We start from the raw sequence: 18,512 nt of genomic DNA, 5'->3' as shown, positions 1-18,512 counted from the left end.
TCAGCCTACGTCACACATAGTGCATATCCATTTCCCGCGCTGTTTGGAAATTACCAGGTTGCACCAGCACAGGTTAGGCCCTATCCCAAGCAGGATGGTTGCCTCACATGTTACGGGGCTGGTTGCCATAACGTATACGAAACGTGCGATAACAGGCATATGCCTGGTTTCAGCGGAATCAATGGCATCAAAATGCCCGGGATCGGAATATTTTTGCGCAAAGGCTTCGGTGATAAGCATTTTCTCTATAATTTCAGGGGACATCAGCCGGGTCAGCAGTTTCGGGCTGAGCCGCCCGCGCAGGACATCAATGCTCAGGCATGCGATATTACAGGCATTTATCGCAATTTTCCCGCATTCGGCCCGTGATATATCTTCCGGGACGCATCGTGCAATGTGGAATTTTATATTCGTCTTCGTAGCACCCGCTGTTTTTATGAACTCGAATGAACGGGGCTCCTTTTCGACGTTTTCCGCAGCCCCATATGCTGTAATGCTCCCAGGCTGCCGCTTTAAACCATGTGCATCACCACTACTGTCAGCCATTACCTTACCTTTCTTTATCCCAAACAAGCACAGTGGTTTACCGGACTCCTCCCTATCCCCTGTATGCCAATATCCAGCTTTATATTCGTACTCTTTCAGATTCGCCCTGTAAAGTCAAATTAATAAAAGAAAAGTGTGAATAACTCCCGGAGCTATCCACACTTATCCACAATAAACGGCATATATGCGTTGCATTTACAGCATTTCAGGACTTCTCAGTTCGTCTCATACGGTGCAGCAATAATCGAACACTTCTGGAAGTCACGGAGGCCAACATACCCTGACGATGCCATAGCACGTTTCAGCGCGCCGATATAATTCATAGTCCCGTCAGCAGTACTGCTTGGGCCGTACAATATCTCCTCCAGCGTGCAGGATGGCCGGAACTGCGTGCGGCGCCCGCGAGGCAGCTGGGAATGGGTGGCTTCATGCCCCCAGTGCGACCCATGCGCAGGCGCAGCAGCAGCCCTGGCCAGGGGGTCCCCCATCATGACGGCATCCGCACCAAGGGCAAACGTTTTGACGAAATTCCCTGAGTTGCCGAGCCCCCCATCAGCTATAACATGGACATACCTGCCGTCAGATTCCTCCATATAATCCTTCCGTGCGGCGGCAGCATCAGCAATAACTGTTGCCATTGGCACATGCATGCCTGTCACAGAGCGTGATGACGACACGGCCGTCCCGCCGAGCCCGACAAGCACGCCTGCAGCACCAGTCCGCATAAGATGGATAGCCGCATGGTAGGAACCGGCGCCGCCCACGATGACGGGGACATCAAGTTCGTAAATGAACTGTTTCAGATTCAGGGGCTTATGGCTTGCCGACACATGCTCGGCAGAAACCGCAGAACCGCGTATAACAAACAGGTCAACACCGGCATCAAGGACAGTTGAGTAAAATTCCAGTATCCGCTGGGGGGTGAGGGAACCTGCAACGGTAACGCCTGCATCGCGGATATCATGCAGCCGCCGGGTTATCAGTTCAGCTTTGACCGGTTCTGAATATATTTTCTGCAGATACGGTGTTATCTCATCCTGAGGGATGTCAGGGATCCTGTCCAGCAGCGGGGCCGGGTCATCATACCGTGTCCAGAGCCCCTCCAGGTCAAGGACTCCCAGGCCGCCCAGCTTCCCTATCTCGATAACGGTGCCGGGGCTCATTATAGAGTCCATTGGAGCTCCGATAACCGGTATGTCAAAACTATAAGCGTCTATCTGCCATGATGTATCCACATCTTCGGGGTCGCGGGTCCTCCTGGAGGGGACTACTGATATATCATCCAGTGAATAGCACAGACGCGCAGTTTTGCCTATGCCTACCTCAATTTCCTGCGTCATACTTCTAAGATTAAGGATTCCTTAAGACGATTTATCCGGATTCGATATGGCAGGGGAAGCGGAGCATGGCCTGTTCTTTCGGGCAGTTTAGGCATGACCCCGTATATCCTAGGACTAAAGGGTCTATGCGGAGGTTTGTTATATGGCCATGCTGGGCAAAAAGGCTCGACAGCTATGCGCTGTTCTTATCGTCACCATACTTGGCATATGGTGTGCCTCATGCTCTCATGGGACGGAGCCTGCACGCCAGGCTTTCGGCGATACAGCTGTTGGTATTTTTACGCCCCGTGACCCTATAAATATTGGGAACAGGCACTCACCGAATTCATGGGATGCGCTGTACAGCGATATCCGGCAGGAGCTCATGCAGCAGGGGTTCAGCGAATCGGCAATCAGCCATACCTCTTCTTCCGGTATAGAAGATCAGTCCCGTGAACTGTCCTCATATGTGAAAGCACAGAACGGTTCGCATAAGAAAAAGATCATATTTATAGCACCTGCGCAGGCAGAAAGCCCCCTGACGAAAGATTATTCGCCATATGCTGCGCAGCAGGACGGCACTACAGGTACGGCCGTTTTGCGCCGCGCGCTTGATAAAGCGAGGTCAGCAGGCATCAGGACTATCCTGTTCGGGAATACGGTCAAGGGCTTCACCGCAGATATACGGGTCCCCATGCTTACAGGACACGACGTAGGCAGGGTCCAGGCAAAGCAGCTTGTCAGCAAACTTAAGCTTTCTGAGGCCTCTGCGAAGCATCCCGCCAGTATAGAAATACTGCTGCCTCCAGTGAAAGATAATGACTTCACTAAAGAAACCTTCCGGGGGATATGGGATATCCTCGGCCCCTATTATGCATCCGGAAGTGTTTACAGCCCTTCAGGCCTGCTTACTAAAAACAGTTCTGCGAAAGACTGGAAGAATGTAACTGCTGATAGTTCAGACCAAAGCTCCATAGCGGATGCAGTTACGGCACGGCTGGCAACGCATAATGGGCACCGCCACAGAAGGATAAACGGGATACTTGCCGTCAATGACAATACTGCAGCAGGCGTCATAAAAGCCCTCGGCCGCATGGGATACACAGGTTCAAGCGCTGATATCAACCCTCAGATATCAGTGGGAGGCGTTGTCAGGAACCTTACAGGCGGCACAACGGTAAAACGCCGGCCCGTCCCTGAACCGCTTGTCAGGGATGATAGAGCTGACAGCCCGGCAGACGGCAGCCGCAATGCACAGGAGACAGCAGATTATCCCCAGTGGCCTATTGTCACAGGATTTGGGGCGTATCTTTCCAGCCTTCCGGATATCGTCAACGGAAAACAGTGGTCAACAACTTTTATTGACCGCAAGGCTTACGCGCGTGATCTCGCCCAGATATGCGCATTCATTGCGCAGGATAAATCCATAGGGTACATTGCTTCAGCAATGAAAAATGTGTCTGAAGACAGTGCAGAGTCATCCGGCACCACGAAATCTGCTACCCTAGATGAACCGCTTCTTACCATAAGCGCTTCAAATATGAAAACAATACTTATCGATAAAGGGTATATAAAAGCTACGGATGCCGATCTGTAACCGTTTGCTGCGCTGCTTACGGGGACTTGGCACGCCTGCGGTCTAGCCCTCCCCTGCCAGGGTGGCCTTATGGCCTGCGCCTGTCTTTCCGCAGAGGGCGCGGCGCATAGATCACCGTGTCAATAAGCTTGCGGTAATGGTCTGTTATAACAGCCCGCTTTATTTTCAGGCTCGCGGTAAGCATCCCGTTATCCTGTGAGATCGTATCCGGTATAATCTCAAATTTGCGGATGGACTCTGCACGCGATACCTGCGTATTAGCTTTATCAACTGCGCGTTTGACTTCAGCGCGGATAATAGGGTTCTTTACGGCTTCGTCGAGATCAGGTACTTCTGCCGCGCCCTGACCCCTGAGCCAGTCATTGGCATCAGACAGATCAAGCGTAATAATCGCAGCGATGAAAGGCTTTCTGTCCCCTACCGCAACGCATTGGGCGACAACTGGTGAAGACATGACAGAAGCTTCAAGCATTTCGGGGGAAACATTCTTACCGCCTGCAGTGATGATCATATCTTTCTTGCGGCCGGTAATCGTAAGGAACCCGGCATCGTCAATAGTGCCGAGGTCACCGGTGTGGAGCCAGCCGTCTGATATCTGCCACTTCGTAAGCTCAGGGTTATTATGGTAGCCCCTGCAGATATCACGGCCCTTTATGCATATTTCACCATCATCAGTGATGCCTATGGAAATATCCTCCAGAGGAAGCCCGACTGTGCCTATCTTATAGCCTTCCGCCGGGTTTACAGTGGCCGGCGCACAGGTTTCGGTCATACCGTAACCCTCAAGGATGGGCAGGCCTATGCCGTTGAAGAAATGCGTTATATCAGTATCCAGAGGGGCCCCGCCCGATATAGCATACCGGACACGCCCGCCGAATACATCCATGATCTGGGAGTATACGGCTTTATTGTAAAATGCATGCATCAGCCGTTTAGGCAGAGGGAGATGCTCCCCCTGCTGCTGTGCACGGGACCATTCCCGGGCGAGCTTTGCAGAGTTGCTGAACAGTTTGCCCCTGAACCCGGTCCCTGCTTTCTGCGATGCTGCGTTATACACTTTTTCAAAAATACGGGGCACGGAAAGGATAAACGTAGGCTTAAAATCCCGGAAATCTGTGATAACCGTTTTGAAATCATTGGAAAGGCCCAGCGTAATAGTGTTGCAGAAGCTGAAATACTGCATAAACCGTGCAAATACATGCGCAAGCGGCAGGAACAGCAGCAGGCGTGACCCTCCCTCCGCATGGCCGATCTCCTTGACCGACTGGTCGCCTGACCGTGCGACAAAAACGAAATTGGAATGGGTCAGCTCAATACCTTTAGGCGTCCCCGTAGACCCTGACGTATATACGATCGTTGCAAGATCGGATCCGGACACATTATTTTCAGCAGCCCAGAAATCCTCATCAGTTTTGCCTTTCCCAAACTCTTCAAGGATATCGATGATCGAATCTCCATCGGTATCTATAACGAATATCGCCTCCAGGGACGGGCATTCATCGGCTACAGTACTGGCTTTATGAAGCTGCTCGTCATTCTCGGCTATAACATACCTGACATGCGAATCATTCACGATATATTTGATCTGGGCCGGCGAATCCGTCTCGTAGATGGGGACGACTACACCGCCAATACTGGTGATCGCCGTATCAAGGCAGGTCCATTCCCACCGGGTGCGGGCAAGTATGGCTATAGCCTCCCCCTTCCTGAACCCCCTGGCCAGCAGCCCTTTGGCGACCGAAATCACTTTTGTCCGGAATTCCTCTGCTGTGAAATACTGCCATTCACCGTTATCGCCCTTATATCCTATAAGGTCATCTTCAGGATGGCTGGACGCCCTGCTGTCAAGCAGCGAAAAGATATTTTTATTGTCGTCAACAGCAGCAGTCAATGGACGTGTATATTCCTTAAGCATATATTTCTCCCGATTTGAGTTATTGCACCAGGCAACTGTGCAAGTACCCCTTTATTCTACACGCTGGTACGCAACAAATGCAGCGAGCACATAGAAAAAGGGTATCTGGAAGGAAAGTGTGTCTTTATTTCGGGGTTTGGGTTGGGATGACGGGCGAAATTGGGTGTAGTTAAGTTTTTGAGGCTTGTTCTTGGGTGTGCTTGGCTTTCTTGGTAGACTGTGTTAGTTGCGGTTTGTTTAGTGTATGGGTCGTAAGAAAAGCACACGCAAGTGTCCTATCTGTCAGCAAACTGGGATGAAAAGGAACGGGGGTAATATCCTCGGGAAAGATCCGGTGGCGGTGCACGCAGTGCGCAGCATCGAGTAGTCGTCACAGGCCAGATATCAGTCAGGAAGCCGTGTTCACAAGTTTTCTTGACTGGCTCATGGGGGGGGGGGAAAAAAACTTTCAACCTCAGGGTAGTTCTTCTTTTACAGAACGGACGTTGAGAACACGAATAAGCTGGTGCTGGCAGGTGAAGCCTCGTATTCCTATGACCGGGGAAATTTATAATCAAGTCCAGATTGATGGAATCTATTTACCGTATGGCTGGTGTCTTCTGGTTGCTCTAGCCCAGGGCAAGGGTATCGCGTGGCAGTGGTGTGATAAAGAAAACAAGAACGCGTACCACGCTCTTTTTTCCAGGCTTGCTGACCCTCTTATGGTGGTTACGGATGGGCATGCCGCAGCACTAACAGAAATCAGTAACTGTTGGCCGGATACTCGTGTTCAACGCTGTCTGGTGCACATCAAACGTAACATTCGAACCTGCGCTAGCATGCACCCAAAACTGCCTGCACCACAAGCCTTGTGGGGTTTAGCTAAACAGCTTGTTACTGTTCGTACGATTGAAGAATCGACCTACTGGTTAACTCTTCTGCACAAGTTTTATGAACAGTTTGCTCCATGGGTGAACGAGAAAACATGGCACAGGAATACTCTTCCCGGTGATATTCCTCACTGGGTGAAATCCACCCAAGAATGGTGGTGGACTCACTACAACACTCGACGAGCGTATAAAACCCTGGAAAAACATGGCGCAGGAAGGAACCCTCTTTACCTTTCTCGATCCTGAACTCATCGCACAAACTCACGAGAATCTCACTTCACCAACAAATGCTCTTAAGGGTGGAATCAACGCGCAAATCAAGAATCTCGTACGATACCACCGTGGGCTGTCTGAAGATCATATGAAACGAGCGGTGGAATGGTGGTGCTATCTGCACTCACCAAATCCCCAAGACCCAATCAGCCTCCTCTGCCAAACAGATCTAAAACTACACAAGAAACAAGAAACCATAGAACCAGAAACCGGACCAGCACATATTAACACCGGAATAAACCTCACCCACACGGACTACCTACCCGGAATCTCTACCAGAAAAAGACACATAGGCTAAACACACCCAAAATAAAAACACACCTTTCCTCCGGATACCCTAGAAAAAGCCGGGATGATATCCCGGCTTTAAGCGCTCCCGCAGCTGGGCTTGAACCAGCGACATTCTGATTAACAGTCAGACGCTCTGCCAACTGAGCTATGCGGGAATATCGTACGTATTGCACCGCACGAGATATTAATTATATGAGCGGGTATGGAGAAAAAGCGCGTGGATAACTTTTGGCGTGTCATTCATTTGTGCACATCCCCAACCTATCTTGCGTATCTATCTGTGTACTTTACACAATAGGATCATGACGTATATAAAAAGATCGAAGCTTGCCGCTGCTGCTGTACCTGTACTGGCTGCATTTATCAGCATTATTGGCCTGCCAGGCTGTATGGTTCCCTCCGCTGCGTGTGCTGCGCCGTCCTGCACTGCAGAGTACGGATGGCCTGTAAAGGGGTACAGCGGATCCAGCCCAGAGATCATCCAGAGATTCAAGGCGCCGACGAAGCCGTGGCTCAGCGGGCATCGCGGAGTTGATATCCGGGCTGAACCGGGGACACTGCTATATGCGCCCTCGGATGGGATTATTTCCTTTGCGGGGGTCGTAGCCGGGAAAAATGTGGTAAGCATCACCCACAGCAAAGGCCGTATCAGTACTTTTGAACCTGCACAGACCGGCCTTGCAGTTAAGACGCATGTTAAAAAAGGGCAGGAAATAGGCTGGGTCGAAGGCGGAAGCGACCACTGCCGGGATATATGCGTACAGTGGGGCATCAAAACAGGGGAAAAGTCCTATCTTGACCCTGAAATCCTGGTAAGCAGGAAAACAGTCGTCCTGAAACCTGTGGATGGAGGATGACCGCTGTTATGGACGAACCTGGTGGGGACAGCACCTGTGCCGGAGCCCCACCGGAATGGCGTATCCCCTATCTGAGTACCAGCTGCGGCTGGGAATCGCCTGATACGGAATCTTTATCCACGATGACCCGTGAAACATCGTCACGGTCAGGCAGAAGGAACATAGTTTCCTGAAGTGTCTTTTCCATAATGGAGCGCAGCCCCCTCGCTCCCGTGCCCCGCTCAAGGGATTCCTGTGCTATGGCCCGCAGCCCGTCGTCAGTAAATGTCAGCTCAACACCCTCAACAGCAAACATTTTCCGGAACTGTTTAGTCAGCGCGTTGGCCGGTTCTGTCAGGATAGCGACCAGATCATCTACACTCAAGGGGTCCAGCGTGCTCACCACCGGCATGCGGCCAATGAATTCAGGTAAAAGCCCATATTCAGCAAGGTCATCCGGCGTAACGAAAGTAAATATTTCATCATCGCTTTTATCCTGCATGCTCCAGTCAGTGCCAAAACCGGTTTCACGTTTCCCGAGCCGCTGCCGGATGATATCTTCCAATCCGACGAAAGCGCCGCCGCAGATAAACAGGATATCGCGCGTATCGATGTGGACCATCTCCTGGTCTTCATGCTTACGCGTGCCTTTAACAGGGACCGCAGAAACAGTCCCCTCAATGATCTTCAGCAAAGCCTGCTGCACGCCTTCACCGGACACATCACGTGTAATTGATGTATTCTCCCCCGATTTGCGGGCGATCTTGTCGATCTCATCAATATAGATGATCCCCCGCTGGGCACGCTGTATATCGCCATCTGCAGCCTGGATCAGACGCTGGAGCACAGTCTCCACATCATCGCCGACATAGCCGGCCTCTGTGAGGGTCGTTGCATCAGCAATGGAGAAAGGAACATCCATAATACGGGCCAAAGTCTGCGCCAGATACGTTTTTCCAGTCCCCGTAGGCCCGAGGAGGAGGACGTTAGATTTAGAAACTTCAACATTTTCCAGGTCAGAATGCTTTTTGGACAATGTCCGCTGCAGTTTTTCCGCCGAATCTTCCAGCTCCATATTGATCCGTTTATAATGGTTATAAACAGCAACAGACAGGGCATGTTTCGCATCCTTCTGTCCGATCACATATTTATCAAGATGCCCGGCTATCCTGCCTGGGGAGATAAGGTTCAAGGCGTGCTGCTGCGCATCGGCATGGCGCTCATCGGAAACTATCTCGACACAAAGCTCAATGCATTCATCACAGATGGCTACGCCGTCCCCTGTGACCAGCTTGTTGACCTGGAGCTCAGTTTTCCCGCAAAAACTGCAGCGGGGCATATCGTCGTTGTAATCAATTACCTGCCCCATACAGCACCGGGTCTTTCTTCTGCGGAAGCATTATCCATTCTCCCGATTTTACCGTACCCCTTAACACCGTAAGCCCCTTCCGCGCCTGCTGCAGTGATATGGTGCATCAGTAAGGCAATAAAAAGCCCCTTTCCATAAAGGGAGGGGCTTTAAGGCCAGCCAGGCCGAGTCAGCTTATTTGCGGTGTTCAAGGACAGCATCAACCATGCCGTATTCCTTAGCCTGCTCAGCAGTCAGGATCGTATCCGTTTCAATATCCCGACGGATACGCTCGACATCCTGCCCGGTGTGCCTGGCGAGGGTCTCCTCAAGCCATTCACGCATCCGCAGAAGTTCCTTCGCCTGTATCTCAATCTCAGTCGCCTTGCCGTAATCCTGGCCCATCGCCGGCTGGTGGATAAGCACGCGCGCATTGGGGAGCATCAGGCGCTTTCCCTTAGTGCCTGCAGCAAGGAGTATAGCCGCAGCAGAGGCCGCCTGCCCGAGGCATACGGTCTGCACATCCGGCTTAATATACTGCATGGTGTCGTAAATGGCAGTCATGGCAGTCATGGAACCGCCCGGCGAATTGATGTACAGGATAACATCGCGGTCAGGGTCCTGGCTTTCAAGCACGAGGAGCTGGGCCATAATATCATCTGCCGATGTGTCATCGACCTGCACCCCCATAAAAATGATCCGGTCCTCAAACAGCTTCGTATAGGGGTCGGAACGTTTGTATCCGAACGATGTTTTCTCCTCAAACTGCGGCATCACGTACCGCGCCTGAGGCATGCCTGCTGCTGTGCCGGATGGTCCCGCAAGCCGCTGCGCGCGTGCAATAAACTGTGCTTCTTCAGATGCCATATCTACTCACCCTGCCTTTCTGCAGTGATGGATCCAGGAGTCGTAACGATCTTGTCTACGAATCCATACTCCAGAGCCTGCTGGGCTGTGAACCAGTGGTCATACTCGTTGTCGCGGTAGATCTCTTCCACAGTATGGCCGGTCTGCTCTGCAGTAAGCTCAGACATTGTTTTTTTCATATCCATGATCAGTTCCGCATTGATGCGTACATCTGTTGCGGTGCCGCCAACGCCGCCCGACGGCTGATGCATAAGCACACGTGCATGGGAAGTGATGAAACGCTTCCCCTTTGTCCCGCTGGAAAGCAGGAACTGCCCCATAGATGCGGCCATACCGACAGCTATAGTTGCTACGTCAGGTTCGATCAGCTGCATCGTATCATAGATCGCCATCCCGGCAGTGATGGAGCCGCCCGGCGAATTGATATACAGCCAGATATCTTTTTTAGGGTCTTCGGCGGCAAGCATAAGCATCTGCGCGCAGATCACATTCGCATTCTCATCTTTGACTTCAGACCCAAGCCAGATGATACGGTCTTTAAGAAGCCTGTTAAAAATGGGATCCCCCGCAACAGGGATATCCCCCTCTTCCATACGGGGGGAAACCGGCAGATTAGTCGTCACTTGATCTCCTTTATACCAATAAATTCTGCAGTTTTAAGAATACCTTTGCTGACAGACTGTATAACCGTTTTGTGCAATAAGCATAAAATTGAGCCTGTCCATATCAACTTTGAGACATCATGTGGGATATGGCACGGGAAACCTTGCCTGTTCAGGCCTGCTGATCCCGTATCGCAGCATGCGCCTTTGCTGTTGAGCCGGAGCCGGATAAGAGGCCTTCTTTTCCTGCTGCTTCTGATCTGCGCAACCTAAGTAAGCGGAACGATGGCAGCCATGATGACACCAGCATGGACAGGGACACAGCAATACCTACCGGAATAATAAAGGATATGCTGGCATGCGTTATTTCAAGCATGAAAACAGATGCCATCAGAGGGGCCTTCTGCGAAGCTGCAAGGAATGCTGCACTCACAATAAATGCACACGCTCCTGCTGTTACATTAGGGAACAGATAAGCCCATCCCATGCCGGCGATAGCGCCGATAGCACCACCAACGGCAATCGCAGGGGTGAGCACGCCGCCGGATGCGCCTGACCGTATCGTAAGTACAGTGAGGGCTGCCTTCACAGCTATAAGGATCAGGAGCAGAGGTATGGCAGCAACGGAAACTGAATTATATGCCGTCTGCGCCATAGCCCGCCCGTTCCCCATGACCTGAGGGAGCCAGACAGCGGCAACCCCTGTCAGCAGGCCTGCGAGCGGGAGCATCCATAATACCCGTGAGGTACGTTCACTGTTGGTATTTGCCCATTGCGTCAGAAGCCGGAAAATATATCCGCATATACCTGCCACAGGGCCCATCACAACGGCGAACAGAATGATCTGCCATGATACAGTAAGCCCAGTTACGCTGTAGAATACTGAAGTTCCTTTAAGAAGCCCTCCGATGAATGCCGCGACGGCACTTGTCCCGAGTGCGGTCGCAGCAACTATAATATCCGTACCTGCCAGAAGCACTTCAACTGCAAAGAACATTCCGGTCAAAGGGGCATTATAAACGCCGGCAAAACCGGCTCCAGCGCCTACCGCAATAATAACAGCCATGTCATTCCTGCTGAGGCGGAACCTTTGCGATAGTTTCTGCCCGAGCATGGCACCAAGCTCCCGCGGTGCAGTTTCCCGCCCCACAGACATTCCCGCCCCTACGATGATGATCTGTGTAAGAACATGGATAAGGGTCCGGCCCGCCGGCATGGGAGCTCCATGGACAGCGCCTGAAACTGAAGGTATGCGTGAACGCCGGCGGATAAGCCACCAAATCACCGCGGCAAAGACAGATATACATGCTGCGCTGGCAAGGCGCCTCCACCAGGGGGAGCCAAAAGGCGTCGGATCATGAAGGCTTTCAGCAGCCCCAAGGATATATTGCTGGACAAATTCCAGAAGGAAGGACAGGCCCGCAGAGCACAGGCCGATAATACTTCCCAAGCCGAAAATGACAAAAACCAGGAACCACCACTTTTTCGGCGCAAAAACAGATACAGGGACAGAGTCCCCAGCGGGATCCGAAGTATCAGAGTTGCTCATAATAAAGGCATCCATATTAAATGAAAAGCCCGGCGGATCGGGCTTTTCATTTATACTTCCTGAGCCGGCAACGAAAATATCCTGTGCTGCTGTTCCGGCATGCAGGACGCGGGCACCGCTGCCTGTGGCTCAGGAGAAAATTATTTATCTGAGTTGGCGATCTCATCTGCTACGGCTGCAGCCTCAGATGCTGCTGCGACGCTTTCCTCTTCTTCAGCATCATCCGAGCCGAGGAAACGGCCAAGATCTACTGCATTGCCGTCAGTATCCTTAAACATGACCTGACGCATTGCTTCAACCATGCCTTTGGACCGCGCAACTTCCTGGACAGCAGAATTCAGCTGCCCGTTCTGGACAATAGACGTAATGAAGTTAGACGGGTCCATTCCGTACTGCTGGGCAATCGAGGCGAGGAAATTAGTAACATCAGCCTGTGTTACCTGCACATTCTGTGCCTCAGCAAGCGTATCCAGCACTATCTGGTCGCGCAGTTCTTTCTCAGCAGATTCCTCGGCTTCTTTTTTCTGCTCTTTTGTTGCCTTGGAAGCATCCTGCACGCCCATTGAACGCAGATGTTCATTCACCGTATTCTCAAGGACACCTTTAGGCACCGGGATATCTTCGCCTTCTTTGAGCTTAGCCATGAAAGCATCGCGCGCTTCAGTTGCCTGGCGTGCCTGGGCATCAGTTTCGCACTGTTTGCGGATATCTGCCTTCAGCTCATCAAGGGTATCGAATTCGGAAGCATCTTTAGCAAACTCATCATCCAGATCCGGAAGCTGCTCTTCCTTAACAGAATTCAGGGTCAGGTGGATCTGGGCTTTTTCGCCTTCATGGTCACCGCCCTCAAGCGTGCTTTCAAACGTCGTCTGCTCGCCGGCAGACAAGCCGTCTAAAGCCTCATCAAGCCCGTTGAGCATAGTCTCCGAACCGATCTCATAGCTGATGCCTTCCTGCGAATCCACAGTGTCGCCGTCAATCTCGGCGTTCAGGTCAATATTAGCGAAATCGCCTTTTTTCGCCGGCCGGTCAGCAGAAATCAGTGTGCTGAAACGCTGACGCAGGGAATCAAGGCGCCTGTCCACATCCTCATCGGTCACAGCAGGGGCAGGGACCTCAATTTCCATGCCTTCAAGCTTGGGAAGCTCAATTTCAGGCCGTACTTCCACTTCAGCAGTGAACTTTAGTTTTTTGCTGTCCTCCCTGGATTCCGGAACATCTTTGACATCGATCTTGGGCTGGTCCATAGGGCGGAGCTTTTTCTGCTCAATAGCTGTGTTGTAAAACTCAGGGACACCATTATTGACGGCCTCCCCTACGACTGCACTGTATCCGAAACGCTGCTCAATAAGTTTCCCCGGGATATGCCCCTTCCTGAATCCCGGGATATTGACCTGGCCGGCAATATCCTTCCTGGCTTTATCCATATGCGGTTCAAGTTCCTCAGGATCAATAGTTACTGTAAGGACCTTCTTAGTAGGTTCTACATTCCTAACGCTGATTTTCACGCTGGGCTCCAATTCGTCGTCTATTCGTATTTCGCTCCACGCTGTACAGCAGCATCCTTCAGCTGTCTGCGTGAAGACAACCTTTATATAATAACGCTACTTAACGACTCAGAAAGCAGCTCAGCCTGCCATCTCCGCGCGGACTGGCTTATAAGGAAATCATAGACTTCCTGTGCTGAAAGCCTGACATTCTCCTGCCAGCACAGGTTCCTCAGGATTTTAGGCTTCAGCAGTATATCTGATGGGGTATGCGTATCTTCGCTGACCTGTGTTATAAGCTTCTTAGCATTCTGCAGCCTCGCAAACCGTTCAGGATGATGCACCTTCCAGAACTTCATGGATTTCGGGGCATTCGATGTGTTGTCAGGATTGCCTTTTTTACGCTGGGGAAGCTGGTCTTCAGGAAGGTCCAGCGCCCTGGCTATTGCCTGCTTCCATATTGCCGACCGCACTTTCCTCTGGATCGGCGCATACCGTTCAAACATTTTGTCCCGCTCATCCCCTTTAACCATGCGTACCCGTTCGTTAAGGGACCGTATCCGCATAAATTCCTTTGAATTATGGGGTTTGCGCTGGGCAGCATCAATGATTGCAGCATCAGACAGGAGCAGGTTCGGAGCTATATCGAATTCGCGCGCGTACCGGTCGCGTACAGTCCACAGCTCACGTGCAACCGCCAGGCCGCGAAGGTCGTGGTCAATAGCAGTGATCCGCGATATCCTCCTCCATGGTTCAGGGTGTGGTTCCCTCGGCTGCATCCCTTTGTCCAGCAGGTAGCCGAATTCCTCCCTGGCCCATTCAGATTTCCCGGCCTTTCTAAGGTCAGCGGCCATCAGCTTTTTAAGCTCAATAAGGACTTCAACGTCTAAAGCAGCATAGTTCCTCATATCCCTGCCCAGAGGACGGTAGGACCAGTCGGCTGCAGAATGTTCTTTGGCAAGGGTGACTCCAAGATACCGTTCAGTCACCGCTGCAAGCCCGAAATGTGCCTGTCCGAGCAGACGTGCAGCCCTTTCGGTATCGAACAGCCGATAGGGTTTTATCCCCAATTCATTGAATCCCGGCAGATCCTGAAGGCTGTCATGGATGATCCATTCTGCTTCGCCGACAGCTTCATTGAAAGCCGACCAGGAAACACCCTGCCCGCTTAATGCGACAGGGTCGACTAACGCTATCCCAGCCCCTTCCCTTTTGAGCTGGATCAGCCAGTCCCGCTGCGAATACCGGTACCCTGAAGCCCTTTCAGCATCTGCCGCAACAGCACCTGACGCATTCGCAAAAGCGTCTACGAAATCATCGAAGCCTTCCCTGGTATCAATAACATCAGGTACGCCCCCTGAAGGCTGGGCGAGCAGATGTATATCACGCTGTTCTTTGACCATAGGTTTTTATCGTGCCGGTTTTAATATACTTTTCAGCATTCTAGTACACTACAAAGCCATGTGCCTTGAACTGCCCCGCTACACGCCCTTTAAGGCCTGCTGACGGGCCTTTCGCATCTTCAAGAGGATACGGGATGCGCAGCTCATGCCACTTGGGGCGCCCCAGCTGATGGAAACCGAGGACATCTATATGTTCGACAGAATCACCGAACTGCTCGCATATCCGAGCAACATTTTCAACATTTTCTTCAGAATCAGTGAGCCCGGGGACGAGCACGAAACGGATCCAGATCTTTACACCCTGCGCAGAAAGGCGTTTCCCAAAATCTATTGTTGGCTGAAGGGTCCCGCCTGTAACACGGCGATACGTTTCCTCATCGCCGGATTTAACATCAAGAAGGCAAAGGTCAATATCCCTGATATCTTCATCCGTATAGTTCTTGCCAAGGAAGCCTGATGTGTCAAGGCAGGTATGGACACCCATCTCCTTTGCGGCGCGGAAAACCCGGGTCACAAATCTGGGCTGCTGCATGGATTCTCCGCCGGAGAATGTGATCCCGCCGCCTGTAAGCTGGAAAAGGTCTTTATACCGTTCGACCTTTTTTATCATCGCATCCAGGTAGACAGGCTGCCCGTCCCTCATCTTCCAGGTATCAGGATTCTGGCAGTACTGGCAGCGCAGCGGACATCCGCTCATAAAAACAGTCATACGGGTTCCCGGGCCGTCCACGGAAGTATTGATATCCCATGAATGCACGAAACCGATATCACCGGTTTTCAAAGCGTCAAGCCTGTCCTTCCTGTCCAGCCCTATCGGGGATTCAAACCCGGAGAGGCCGCCCATAAGGGTCTGGCTTGCATAAGCCTTCGACTCCCTGAGCATATGAGGCTTGGTCACACGAAATTCCGACATCCTTGTTCCCCTAGCGATAGAGGGGAGGAGGCCGGAACGGCCTCCTCCCCGTAAAAGCCGCATCCTGCTTGCCTGTCTTGTGTACGGCCTAAATGGCCGCAGCATCGCAGTACCTGCGGCAGCTGAGATTAATCAGTTACAGCTCCCTGATGGAATGTACGTGAGATAACATCCAGCTGCTGTTCCTTCGTCAGCTTGACAAAGTTCACGGCATATCCGGATACACGCACTGTCAGGTGCGGATACTTCTCGGGGTTCTCGACAGCATCCTCAAGCTGTTCCTTGCGCAGGACGTTGATATTTGCATGGTACAGCCCATGCCCGTTGCCGGAATCCAGGATACCTACAAGGTTGGTGATGCGGTCATCCTCATCGCGGCCAAGGCCGTCAGGGGTGATCGTATTCGTCAGCGAAATGCCGTCAAGGGCATCATCATAATCAAGCTTGCCGACTGAGTACATGGAAGGAAGCATGCCGTGCGAATCCATGCCGTTCTCCGGGTTTGCGCCCGGGGCAAACGGAGTGCCCTTCTTATGCCCTGACGGGAAGGATCCCGTATTCTTGCCATACTCAACATTGGAAGTGATAGTAAGGATAGACTGGGTCGGCACTGCGTCACGGTATACAGGAAGGCGGCGGACCTGGCCCATAACAGTGGATACTACCCACTTGGCAAGGTCGTCGGCGCGGTCATCGTCATTGCCGTAGACCGGGAATTCGCCGTCAGTCCTGAAGTTGACGATCAGGTCGTCGTCCGCACCCTCAACATACTCAGGGGTACCCTCCGCATCTTTGTTGTAGATGGGATAGACCTTGGCGTACTTGACAGCGGACAGGGAGTCGGCAGCGATCGACAGGCCAGACATACCGCAGCCAAGGGTACGGTATACCTCTTTGTCGTGGAGCGCCATTTCAATAGCCTCGTAAGCATACTTATCATGCATGTAATGGATGATGTTCAGAGCCTCAACATAAGTCTCCGACAGCCATTCAAGAGCCTTCTCATAGTTGGCTACAACAGACTCGAAGCTGAGGGATCCGTCTTCATTGAACTGCAGCGGGGACAGGACGCCTTCATCAATAACACGCAGGCCTGTCATCTCATCACGCCCGTCATTAAGGGCATAAAGGAATGCTTTAGCCGTGTTCACACGCGCAGCAAAGAACTGCATCTGCTTACCCACGCGCATCGGGGAAACACAGCAGGCAATAGCTGCGTCATCGCCCCAGTGGCTGCGGATATCCTTATCGGACTCATACTGGATAGCAGAAGTATCAATAGAGATCTTGGCGCAGAACCGCTTATACCCTTCGGGAAGCTTAGGATCCCAGAAAATGGTGATATTCGGCTCAGGCCCGGGCCCAAGATGGTCAAGTGTCAGGGTATTGAGCAGGCGGAAAGAAGTCTTGGTAACCAGGGTACGCCCGTCATCGGCGAAGCCCGCATCTGACCATGTTGCCCAGTACGGATCCCCGGAGAAGATGTTGTCGTAATCCTTGGTGCGAAGGAAGCGGACGATACGGAGCTTCATAACGATATTGTCGATGATCTCCTGTGCATCCTGCTCATTGATGATGCCATTCTTCAGGTCGCGCTCGAAATAGCAGTCGAAGAAAGCGCTCAGGCGGCCAATAGACATTGCCGCACCGTCCTGGCTCTTTACAGAGGCCAGATAACCCATATATGTCCATTGCACAGCTTCCCTGGCCGTGCGTGCAGGGCGGCTCAGGTCAAGCCCGTACTCATTTCCCAGGACGACAAGCTTTTTCAGGGCTTTGATCTGCTCGTCATGCTCTTCGCGGAAACGGATCCAGTGTTCGATCTCCGGTTCTGTGAAATCATTGCGGTACGGTATGGAATCCTTGTCGCGCTTTTTGAAAGCGATCAGGGTATTGACACCGTACAGCGCCACACGGCGGTAATCACCAATAATGCGGCCACGCCCATAAGCATCCGGAAGGCCGGTAAGGATCTTGTTGTGGCGTGCACGCTTGATACGTGCAGTATATACGCCGAAAACACCGTCATTGTGGGTTTTGCGGTACCGCGTGAAAATCTTCTTGATCTCAGGATCAGGCTCCTTGCCTGCCTCAATAATAGCCTGCTCTACCATACGCCAGCCGCCGTTAGGCATCATAGCGCGTTTGCACGGGACATCTGTCTGAAGTCCGACAATAACGTCATCCTGGTCATCAATGTATCCGGCAGGGAAAGCATCAATATCCGCCGGCGTATGCGTATCTACATCATACACACGCTGCCTGCGCTCTACTGCCAGATATTCGTCATCAAGCTTCTTCCACAGATGGCGGGTCTTTTCCGTGGCAGGTTCCAGGAATGACTCATCACCCTCATATGGCGTGTAATTCTTCTGAATAAAATCACGCACATCAATATCATTCTGCCAGTTTCCTCCAACGAAGCCGTCCCACGCTTCAGCGCGGAGATCCTCTTCAGAAGCAACTGCTTTTTCTGTTGCTGTCATACGCACTCCTTAATGTGTGTCGTTTTACGATGCAGCTATGCACCGGATACTTTTATTTTATCCGGTAGGCAGTTCCAAAAACCGCCAGTATTAAGCCCAGAAATGAAAGAATGCGTGACGTTGCTCACATCAGCCTGGCTGCTGTCCGCGGTATAGCGTCACATACAGTACAGTAAGATTATTGTATATACTGTAAAACTATCCTGGATAG

13 protein-coding genes, 1 tRNA gene and 1 pseudogene are annotated in these 18,512 nt (G+C 51.9%); 3 read left to right on the top strand and 12 right to left on the bottom strand.

Annotation, left to right across the window (positions count from 1 at the left end):
* Together HMPREF9156_RS0102505 and HMPREF9156_RS0102500 are read right to left on the bottom strand one after the other, a co-directional pair.
* On the bottom strand, positions 1–546 hold the full coding sequence (locus HMPREF9156_RS0102505) for an Rv3235 family protein (protein ID WP_007147230.1): 546 nt from the start codon (positions 544–546) through the stop codon (positions 1–3).
* A 215-nt stretch (positions 547–761) separates the two neighbouring features.
* On the bottom strand, positions 762–1,886 hold the full coding sequence (locus HMPREF9156_RS0102500) for a GuaB3 family IMP dehydrogenase-related protein (protein WP_007147229.1): 1,125 nt from the start codon (positions 1,884–1,886) through the stop codon (positions 762–764).
* Positions 1,887–2,028: 142 nt separating this feature from the next.
* Between HMPREF9156_RS0102500 and HMPREF9156_RS0102495 the strand changes: the two genes are divergently transcribed.
* Positions 2,029–3,462 (top strand): substrate-binding domain-containing protein, encoded by a 1,434-nt coding sequence (locus HMPREF9156_RS0102495; protein ID WP_007147228.1) that lies wholly within the window; start codon positions 2,029–2,031, stop codon positions 3,460–3,462.
* 67 nt (positions 3,463–3,529) lie between these two features.
* On the opposite strand, the gene HMPREF9156_RS0102490 is transcribed toward HMPREF9156_RS0102495, so the two are convergent.
* On the bottom strand, positions 3,530–5,377 hold the full coding sequence (locus tag HMPREF9156_RS0102490; RefSeq protein WP_007147227.1) for an AMP-dependent synthetase/ligase: 1,848 nt from the start codon (positions 5,375–5,377) through the stop codon (positions 3,530–3,532).
* A gap of 244 nt (positions 5,378–5,621) precedes the next feature.
* Between HMPREF9156_RS0102490 and HMPREF9156_RS06830 the strand changes: the two are divergent.
* Positions 5,622–6,817 (top strand): annotated as a pseudogene (locus HMPREF9156_RS06830) (IS1249 family transposase).
* A 75-nt stretch (positions 6,818–6,892) separates the two neighbouring features.
* On the opposite strand, the gene HMPREF9156_RS0102480 reads toward HMPREF9156_RS06830, so the two are convergent.
* Positions 6,893–6,965 (bottom strand) — tRNA-Asn (locus HMPREF9156_RS0102480).
* 147 nt (positions 6,966–7,112) lie between these two features.
* Between HMPREF9156_RS0102480 and HMPREF9156_RS0102475 the strand changes: the two genes are divergently transcribed.
* The gene (locus tag HMPREF9156_RS0102475; protein WP_017147417.1) at positions 7,113–7,667 is read left to right on the top strand and encodes a M23 family metallopeptidase; all 555 of its coding nucleotides are present in this window, start codon (positions 7,113–7,115) and stop codon (positions 7,665–7,667) included.
* Positions 7,668–7,734: 67 nt separating this feature from the next.
* Here the strand turns inward: HMPREF9156_RS0102475 and clpX are convergent, their stop codons facing one another.
* From clpX to pflB, 8 genes are all read right to left on the bottom strand, one after another.
* Positions 7,735–9,015 carry an ATP-dependent Clp protease ATP-binding subunit ClpX gene (clpX, locus tag HMPREF9156_RS0102470; protein ID WP_007147224.1) on the bottom strand — a complete coding sequence of 427 codons (1,281 nt, stop codon included), beginning with the start codon at positions 9,013–9,015 and terminating at the stop codon, positions 7,735–7,737.
* A gap of 174 nt (positions 9,016–9,189) precedes the next feature.
* Positions 9,190–9,861 (bottom strand): ATP-dependent Clp protease proteolytic subunit, encoded by a 672-nt coding sequence (locus HMPREF9156_RS0102460; RefSeq protein ID WP_007147223.1) that lies wholly within the window; start codon positions 9,859–9,861, stop codon positions 9,190–9,192.
* A gap of 2 nt (positions 9,862–9,863) precedes the next feature.
* The gene (locus HMPREF9156_RS0102455) at positions 9,864–10,454 is read right to left on the bottom strand and encodes an ATP-dependent Clp protease proteolytic subunit (RefSeq protein WP_100214497.1); all 591 of its coding nucleotides are present in this window, start codon (positions 10,452–10,454) and stop codon (positions 9,864–9,866) included.
* Between the two features lie 181 nt (positions 10,455–10,635).
* A complete protein-coding gene (locus HMPREF9156_RS0102450; RefSeq protein WP_007147221.1) occupies positions 10,636–12,012 on the bottom strand; it encodes a chloride channel protein in 1,377 nt (458 codons plus the stop codon).
* A gap of 140 nt (positions 12,013–12,152) precedes the next feature.
* Positions 12,153–13,520 (bottom strand): trigger factor, encoded by a 1,368-nt coding sequence (gene tig / locus HMPREF9156_RS0102445; protein ID WP_007147220.1) that lies wholly within the window; start codon positions 13,518–13,520, stop codon positions 12,153–12,155.
* 83 nt (positions 13,521–13,603) lie between these two features.
* Positions 13,604–14,902, bottom strand: coding sequence for an HRDC domain-containing protein (locus HMPREF9156_RS0102440; protein ID WP_007147219.1), 1,299 nt, complete (start codon positions 14,900–14,902; stop codon positions 13,604–13,606).
* Positions 14,903–14,942: 40 nt separating this feature from the next.
* Complete coding sequence (gene pflA, locus HMPREF9156_RS0102435) at positions 14,943–15,815, bottom strand: pyruvate formate-lyase-activating protein (RefSeq protein WP_029246330.1); 873 nt, start codon at positions 15,813–15,815, stop codon at positions 14,943–14,945.
* 128 nt (positions 15,816–15,943) lie between these two features.
* Positions 15,944–18,301, bottom strand: a complete 2,358-nt coding sequence (gene pflB / locus HMPREF9156_RS0102430; RefSeq protein WP_007147217.1) for a formate C-acetyltransferase — start codon at positions 18,299–18,301, stop codon at positions 15,944–15,946.
* Positions 18,302–18,512: the final 211 nt, after the last annotated feature.

It is taken from the genome of Scardovia wiggsiae F0424, assembly GCF_000269605.1.
GTDB lineage: Bacteria > Actinomycetota > Actinomycetes > Actinomycetales > Bifidobacteriaceae > Scardovia > Scardovia wiggsiae.
The sequence above is the reverse complement of the archived record's forward strand: the minus strand, read 5'-3'. Positions and strand labels throughout refer to the sequence as shown.